General features: G+C 35.5%; 8 protein-coding genes. 6 read left to right on the top strand and 2 right to left on the bottom strand.

The window, feature by feature from the left end; genetic code table 11:
- A partial coding sequence (locus BM213_RS13395) for a transposase (RefSeq protein ID WP_143091210.1) occupies window positions 1-270 on the top strand: 270 nt, incomplete at its 5' end.
- A 167-nt stretch (window positions 271-437) separates the two neighbouring features.
- On the opposite strand, the gene BM213_RS13400 is transcribed toward BM213_RS13395, so the two are convergent.
- Together BM213_RS13400 and BM213_RS13405 are read right to left on the bottom strand one after the other, a co-directional pair.
- A complete protein-coding gene (locus tag BM213_RS13400; RefSeq protein WP_091704974.1) occupies window positions 438-866 on the bottom strand; it encodes a very short patch repair endonuclease in 429 nt (142 codons plus the stop codon).
- Between the two features lie 181 nt (window positions 867-1,047).
- Window positions 1,048-2,106 carry an IS630 family transposase gene (locus BM213_RS13405; protein WP_091704977.1) on the bottom strand — a complete coding sequence of 353 codons (1,059 nt, stop codon included), beginning with the start codon at window positions 2,104-2,106 and terminating at the stop codon, window positions 1,048-1,050.
- A 118-nt stretch (window positions 2,107-2,224) separates the two neighbouring features.
- Between BM213_RS13405 and BM213_RS13410 the strand changes: the two genes are divergently transcribed.
- The 5 genes from BM213_RS13410 (at window position 2,225) to BM213_RS13430 (ending at window position 7,753) form a co-directional block, all read left to right on the top strand.
- On the top strand, window positions 2,225-4,111 hold the full coding sequence (locus BM213_RS13410) for a KAP family P-loop NTPase fold protein (protein ID WP_091704980.1): 1,887 nt from the start codon (window positions 2,225-2,227) through the stop codon (window positions 4,109-4,111).
- Between the two features lie 5 nt (window positions 4,112-4,116).
- On the top strand, window positions 4,117-4,830 hold the full coding sequence (locus tag BM213_RS13415; protein WP_091704983.1) for a hypothetical protein: 714 nt from the start codon (window positions 4,117-4,119) through the stop codon (window positions 4,828-4,830).
- On the top strand, window positions 4,823-6,259 hold the full coding sequence (gene qatC / locus BM213_RS13420) for a Qat anti-phage system QueC-like protein QatC (RefSeq protein ID WP_091704985.1): 1,437 nt from the start codon (window positions 4,823-4,825) through the stop codon (window positions 6,257-6,259). The genes BM213_RS13415 and qatC overlap by 8 nt, the downstream gene beginning before the upstream one ends.
- Complete coding sequence (locus BM213_RS13425; protein WP_091704991.1) at window positions 6,243-6,977, top strand: TatD family hydrolase; 735 nt, start codon at window positions 6,243-6,245, stop codon at window positions 6,975-6,977. The genes qatC and BM213_RS13425 overlap by 17 nt, the downstream gene beginning before the upstream one ends.
- 524 nt (window positions 6,978-7,501) lie before the next feature.
- On the top strand, window positions 7,502-7,753 hold the full coding sequence (locus BM213_RS13430; protein ID WP_004888888.1) for an AbrB/MazE/SpoVT family DNA-binding domain-containing protein: 252 nt from the start codon (window positions 7,502-7,504) through the stop codon (window positions 7,751-7,753).
- The last annotated feature ends 101 nt before the right edge of the window (window positions 7,754-7,854 follow it).

The following is a 7,854-nucleotide window of genomic DNA, read 5'->3' on the forward strand; positions in this document are numbered from 1 at the left end:
CGTTGGTCGATCGAATGTTTTTTCCGTCAAGCGAAAGACCAGCTGAAACTCGATGGATACCGCGTTCGCGGGCGTCGGGCGGTGAAACGGTATTGGATCTTGGTGCAACTTGCGTATGTGTACAGCATGTTCGAGTCGAACAGTGATGTTTCGGATGGGCTCGATCTCCTGCGCAAGAGAAAAGGACATAGCCTCGTGGAGTTCATTTATCGTGCAGCAAAACAAAATATTCCCATTGATACCGTGAAAAAACAGCTCCACGTGGCATAAGGGGTACCCTGTTTGTCTCTTTTCAAATGGTAATTATTGTAACGAAAATTGCTCAACTACAGAACAAAACAAAAAGCAAAAAAACAAAGTAGTGTCGAAGCCTCTAACGAAGAACAGATGGCGTTTTCGATATAGCATTTATTCAGCCTTGACTAACTGCCTTATAGTCAAGGCTTTTTATTTTGGTTTTTAACCTTATCTATAAAATTCGAGATGTCATCGACTACAGCATCTAAATCCTTCTTTATTTCATGTTCCCAAATTCTTTTTACATGCCAACCATTCTTTTTATAATAATCATTTACCTTTATATCCCGCTGTTGATTACGTAAGAGCTTCTTATCCCAATATTCTTGATTGCTTTTTGGTTTGTTGCCATGAATGGGACATACATGCCAAAAACAGGAGTCTATAAAGATGGCTATTTTATATTTCTTTAAGGAAATATCAGGTTTGCCGAAAAGGGTTTTATCATTTTTTCTAAATCGGTATCCCCTCCTCCATAGTTCTTTTGTAAGGCGATTCTCCAACCTTGACTGAGAACGGATAGCTTTCATCGTTTTCGTTCTATTTTCTTTGGACATATTATCTGCCATAAAGTTTCTCCCTTCATTCATCCTTCTACTTTAATTACCCATTTTACTAAATAAAATAAGTTATAATAGGATTAGTCAATAATGTTTGAAAAGTAAATCTATTTTAAGTTACAATAAAAAGGAACGTATGTTTTGTTTAGATGTATATATATACATCCAATTTAAAATTTTAACCTCTGATTTACGCAGCACACCCGATGCGGCGCAACACCTCATCCGGGTGTTGTAGAACGTACTGTTCAAAGCGAGTAATGGATTGGGCAATGTCATTTTGATCCTTGTGAAAAACATTGGTAATCACCTCATCTTTCAACCACTTCCATAACCGTTCAATCGGGTTCAACTGTGGAAAATACGGTGGCAAAAAGATGAAATGAAACGCATCGCCTTCCTCGCCATCAAGAAAGGCTTGTACCATCTTGGCATGATGAATACGCGCATTGTCTAACACAAGCACGAGGAATCGATCCGTATATTTCTCTTTCAATCGGCGCAAAAAGTCGAGGAACGTTTCGGCATTGACGGATGATGCACGATGGAAAACAACATCGCCTTGTTGAACGTCAACTGCATCAAAAATGGACACATGGTCATGGTGACCGTAGCTTGGCACTTGTTTTTGATTTCCTACTTCTGCCCATGTCGTACGTAGCGCTTGATAAGCACGAACATGTGTCTCATCCACATAAAACATGGTAACATTCTCGGTAATTAGTTTTTTTATAAATTCAAGTTCTCTTTGAAAAGCAGCTTGACGCTTAGCGTCTCCTTTGACGAGCTTGTAAGTCGGACGTGTCCATGACAAACGAAGACGATGCAACAACTTGCGAATCCCTTCCCGTGACATCGAAACGCCATAAGTTTGTTGAATGTAAGATTGTAAAATGCGCGTATTCCATGATGAAGCGATGCCCCAGCCAGCATCCAAAGGTGTAGTAGTTAACACGAGTTGTCTGATTTCTTGTTGTTGTTCTTCCGTAAGAAACGGCACGCGACCAGGTGGTAAGCAACGATCGAGTAGATGATCGAGCCCACCTTGATTAAAACGTGCAACGTAGAGGGCAACCGATTGACGGCACAGATTGACCATTTTTGCGACATCTTTACCGAGGTGACCTTCCATAACAAGACGAACAGCGGTCACCCGAACACGAAGGGAAGCATCTTTGATTTTCCGTTCTTGTTTCCGAAGGGTTCGAGGTGTCCAACCGTGATCATTTGTGATTTTCAAACGTTTCATGCCAATTCCGCTCCTTTTGTATAGAAATATTTAGGAGCAGTATAGCTATGGAAAAAGGTGTTCATACAGAAGTCATGGTTTTAAGGTGCATGTATATAGAAAAGGGTGAAGGTTAATTATGTGGGCTGATGATGCTTCAAAAATAGATATGTTGGCTTATGAACCTTATGCAAATCTTATTTGTGAAATTGCTACAAGCGAACGAATGAATCCCTTGACAATAGGTTTATTTGGCAACTGGGGCAGTGGCAAATCTACTTTACTACATTTAATTGAACAAACAACAAAAAATCAAACTAAGAAAAAAATTGCTGTTGTAACAGTAAATGCTTGGATGTTTGAAGGGTATGATGATGCAAAAACAGCTTTAATGGAAGCGATTCTGCAAAGCCTCCAGGAGAATTCAACCTTTTTTGAGAAGTCTGCTGAGCAAATAAAAAATCTGATTAAAAGAGTAGATTGGATAAGAGTGGGGAGTACAGCCTTAAAGAAGGGGATTCCATTATCACTTAGCCTACTTACTGGAAATCCTCTTCCTATGCTTTTCGGTGGATTAAAAGTTGAAGATTTTGATACCGAAAAAGAAGTGGAGGAACAGTTGGATAACGCATCAAAGTTAAAAGAAATGTACATAAAAGCACAACAGCAGGAGAGCATCATTGGTAATGTCAGAAAATTCAGGGAAGACTTTACTAACATTATTCGTGAATCAAAAATTGATAACCTAATCATCATGATTGATGATTTAGATAGATGTAGTCCTGATAGGATTATTGAGACATTAGAAGCAATCAAGTTGTTTTTAGCAGTAGAGAAGACAACTTTTATTATTGCAATGGATGAAAACATTATCACTTATTCTATCAAAAGAAAATATCCTCAGTTGGATGATGTAGATTTAGATGTATCAATAGATTATATAGAAAAAATAGTCCAATTACCTATTAGGATTGCTGAATTGGCAGAGACGGATATAAAGAATTATATGCTCCTATTGATAAGTGAAATGTATTTAAGTGAGGAGATATTGAACCAGCTAATCAGCAAGTTGAAAGAGAAGGGGATTTTTGTTAAGGGAGAAATTATAAGTGGGAAAGAACTTATTGAAATTGTTGCTGGATTATCAAACGCAAATGGTGAAATTTATAAACCTGGATATAGCCAATCAGATTTTGAAGAACAAATAAATATATTTAATAGTATTGGCAACGTAATTGCGGCCACACTCAAAGGGAATCCACGACAAACCAAGCGGTTTTTAAACACCTTTTACATTAGAAAGAGTCTTGCTGAGATACAAGGGATAGACTTAAACTTAGCTGTTTTAGCTAAGTTGATGGTTCTTGAGTATATTGATAAGGACCTATTTAAAGAACTATACAAATGGCAGATTGAACACAATGGATACCCGAAACCTCTGTCTGAGATTGAAAATAAGGTATTAAATCAAAACTTGAATAAAGAAGATGATTCAAAAACAAGTTCAGAAGAAAAAAATAGTGGATGGTTCGAAGAAAAAATAAAAAGATGGATCGGGGTAGAACCGACTAATCTATCGGAATTTGATTTATCTCAATATTTTTATTTAGCTCGCGACTCGGTCACTGATAAAAAACTTTCTTCAATAAACTTAAATCAAGAAGAACGGAAAATCATTAATCAAATCTGCAACGCATCTTTCTCAGAAATAATTAGAAAGAGGAAGATTGAGGAACTTAAAGAGGTGGATGAGGTTACTCGAAATGAAATTGTTAAAGGGATTATATCAAAATATAATCAGGACCATAAGGCTCATTTATGGGTTTTAGTGCAACTTTATAAAGTGTTTCCTCAATATCAACAACGTCTTTTCGAAGAGTTCAAAAAAATTAAGAAAAGCGATGTTACACCAAAAGAAATTATTTTATTTTTCGAGACAGGAAAACAAACTTTTGATAAATTGAGAGACTTTTATGTAAACGAGAAGAAGATGGATGATAAACTATGGACAAAAATAGGGGGATAAAATAAATGGGAACGTCTAAAGGATATATTCCTCCAACTGGTTACTTATGGTCAGATTCTAAAAGGGCTGTAACAAATATGGTTAGGAGTGGTTTTACTCCTTCCTCCGTAGGAAAGGCTGTTTCAAGTTTTTCTAAGGCTATGAGGGATGGAAGGAAGTCTTATTCAAACTCAGTTGGTAATATAGGAGCAAAGTCAGTCAACTTCATTGAGGCTGTAAGGCAATATGGATTTTTGGAAGCATTGGAAAAGGTAGGGCTATCACATTTAAGAAACCTGCCAGCTGAAAAGATACGTTCAGGTCTCTTAGAGTATTTTAATGAAAGCGGAAATGACTTATATGAAAGTGTTGCTCAACAAAGCATGAGTGAACTTATGAGAGAACTGTTGATGAGTGCTGAGAATGAAGAAGATTACAATAACATTATTGGTTCGATTGATACGGGGGAATTCATTAGGGAGTTTATTATAAAGTTTATACAAAACTGTTTTTTTACTAACTTCGCTGAAAAGTTGATGACTATGTTTAATACTTTGAACAAATATGATACGGCCGAAGAAAGTGTCAAGACTTACATTCGTACTACAATAGAGTCCGAGTTTTCAATAGAAGACATCCAAAAGGTTGATTGGAACGGAATGCAAGGAAGACAAATTATAGAGGAAAAATGCAATAAGGCATTTGAAATTTTGTCTGTTTGGAGTGAGGCTCTTGTTTAATGTATGGATTAACAAGCAGGTAGAGGATAGTATTGGGGATAGAAGATTTGAACAGAACTTGGTAGTTTTCAATTTATTTGACAAAAACAATAAATCAAACGTTAAGACAGATGTAGAGCAATTATGGAGAAGATTTGGCTTCCAATCTTTATCAAATATCAGCGAGGATTTGTTAATTATAGCTATTAGCGTATTTTGTGCAGATAAAAGGATACCTCGAAAAGATACATTTGATAATTGGACAAGGAATATTACGCTACACTTGCCGGTGTTGGAAGTGGAGAAATGGATTAATGTAAAAGCAAAATTGGAAGAGACGCTTGGATTTTTAAGTGGGGATAAATGGACAATTAAATTTAGAAAATCAGAGAACAAATTTAGAGCGAATAAGAAAAATACTAAAAACAAACTAATAGACAAAGCAAGATTTAATTCAGTCAGCTTGTTTTCTGGCGGTTTGGATTCTTTTTGCGGTGCTTTGACTCTTTTAGACAGACGTGAAAATACTTGCTTCGTCGGATTTAGGGAATACAATCTTTTAACGAGTAGACAGAATGAACTTTTTGATGAAATAGATAAAGCCTATCCTTCTGTATCTAAGGAGCTAATTTTATTTAATGTAAACCCTTTATCCCCGCTAAAAGTAGACGGAGAAAAAGCTCGATTAGGAGTGGAGAGTTCAAGCAGAAGCAGGTCATTTTTATTCTTAGCTGGTGCAGTTGCAATTGCCTCTATCTTGGGGAATAGAACTCCTGTTTATATACCAGAAAACGGATTTATTGGTATAAATGTTCCTCTAACTGATAGCAGAAACGGAAGCTGTAGTACAAGAACTACCCATCCCATTTTCTTAAAATCACTAAATCAAATTTTACAAGAAGTTGGTTTAAATCATACCATTCAGAATTTTTATTGGGACAAGTCGAAAGGTCAAATTGTTGCAGAGCATAAAGATAAAACAGTTTTTAAGAAAAATGCTCCAAGAACACTTTCATGTTCACATCCATGCTTATCAAGATACGATAAAATTAAACCACCTTGCAACTGTGGTTACTGCTATCCCTGTCTCATCAGACGAGCATCATTTTTGGCTGTAGGAACTGATAAGACTGTCTATAATAGTAAATATAAGCTAAATGCCGAATTTATTTTGAAATATAACAACCTGCAAGGGAAAGCCAGTGACTTAAAGGCTCTTCTCTTTAGTATAAGAAGGTATCTTAAACATAAGGATGATGCGGACTATATTAGAGCCCTTTTGGTTCGGCAAGGGGCACTATCGTATGATAAACTAATTGCATACGAACGGCTATATCATCAATCAATGAAAGAATTGATAGAGATGATTAAGCAGGAAGATGCTAAAAATGGTGGCGGATTGTTAGATTATTTGGGAATTGGGGATAAAGAACATGCCCAGCTTAGTTGATTTTCATATTCACATTGATTACTACAAGAATTATGAGGAAATGTATAGCTACTTTGCTCAAAATAAAATATATGCTCTATTTGTTACAAATTTGCCTGAAATATACGATAAATGTAAGAAACTATTTCCTAAGTCAAAGTATGTAAGAATAGCTATGGGGTATAATCCTCAAATAGCAAAAACCCATCGTTTCAATAAAACTCTTTTTGAAAAATGGCTTCCTCATACAAAATACATTGGTGAAGTAGGATTGGATTACTCAAAAGAATATTTTGATTACAGGATGGAACAGCAAAGGGTATTCAGATATATCTGCAAGAGGGCAGGGGAGCATAATAAGATATTGTCTATCCATTCCAGAATGGCAGAGAGAGATGTTTTAAATATTTTAAAGGAAAGTAATGTGCGTTTTGCTGTATTTCATTGGTATTCAGGACCTCTGTCTCTGGTGGATGAGATAATAAGAAATGGATATTATTTTTCTGTGAATTACTCAATGTTAACAGCAGAAAAAGGACTTAAAATCATAGAGAAAATTCCCTTGGAACGATTATTAATTGAAACTGATGGACCTTTTGGCAAAGGTAGCATAGCATCATATAATTTACAATTTATTTATGATGAGTTTGCAAAAGTGTTAGGTATTAAGGATATAAAGGGAGTAGTATTTAATAACCTAAAGACGTTATTGAATAACCAGAAAAGGTACGAACAATGAACACAATGATGTTAGTCTAGATTATAGACACAACGAATAGGGAAATGTACAGTAAATCTATCAATGATGCGGGGTGTCTATAATGACAAGACGTTTTGATAAAGAATTCAAAATACACAGCGAACAGTGCCAGGCACTGTTCGCTAATTATTTTGAATCATTCCTGAAAGTCGCCCTCTTTGTTAATAAGGGGAGTTTATAATTCGTTTCTGTAAATAGAGGTAGTGTGGAAAGCGAGATCAAAAAGTATTTCAAAGATGGATTGTAATCAGCTTTATTGTTCATAAGAAGTGGTGCAAAAGCTTTCGATATCGGTTCAAAAAAACTGTGAGACAGTATTTAATAAGGCAATTGGTGCATAGAATCGCTGAATTAGAAAATAAAACTTTGGATTTAGTCTACAAAAGTTTATTTGGAGTGGAACGTTGTACTTCAAGATTTTCTTCTATAACCTTTTTTATAAATCTAATTCGTGATATAATTGTTATAACAGTTATAACAATTATAACAAAGAGGTGAGATAAATGTTAAGCGCAGAACGAAAAGTATTAAAAGTTGGAAATTCACTTGGGGTTACCTTTCCAATGGAGTTTCTAAATAAGCTTGGTATTCATCAAGGAGATGAAATACAAATGGAGCTTGAAGAGGATAAAATTGTTATAAAGAAAAGTAAAAAAGTTGATTTGCCAAAAGGAATCTCCCAAGATTTTTTTGAAGTATTAAACGAAACTCTTGAAGAATATGATGAGACCATCAAGGGGCTTATTGATCGATGAGATATCTAACCGTAGAAGAAGTCGTTGCGATTAATTTTTTCATTATTGGAAAATATTCTCCAAATGAGCTGAAAGGGATAAAAGAACCTGCATTGTTAGAA

This window comes from Anoxybacillus pushchinoensis (assembly GCF_900111795.1).
Taxonomy (GTDB): Bacteria; Bacillota; Bacilli; order Bacillales; family Anoxybacillaceae; genus Anoxybacillus; species Anoxybacillus pushchinoensis.

Bases quoted from the DNA above. Each gene is read 5' to 3' on its own strand.
- BM213_RS13400 (WP_091704974.1), bottom strand. From the start codon at position 866: ATGGCAGATAATATGTCCAAAGAAAATAGAACGAAAACGATGAAAGCT.
- BM213_RS13425 (WP_091704991.1), top strand. From the start codon at position 6,243: ATGCCCAGCTTAGTTGATTTTCATATTCACATTGATTACTACAAGAAT.
- BM213_RS13405 (WP_091704977.1), bottom strand. From the start codon at position 2,106: ATGAAACGTTTGAAAATCACAAATGATCACGGTTGGACACCTCGAACC.
- BM213_RS13410 (WP_091704980.1), top strand. From the start codon at position 2,225: ATGTGGGCTGATGATGCTTCAAAAATAGATATGTTGGCTTATGAACCT.
- BM213_RS13415 (WP_091704983.1), top strand. From the start codon at position 4,117: ATGGGAACGTCTAAAGGATATATTCCTCCAACTGGTTACTTATGGTCA.
- BM213_RS13430 (WP_004888888.1), top strand. From the start codon at position 7,502: ATGTTAAGCGCAGAACGAAAAGTATTAAAAGTTGGAAATTCACTTGGG.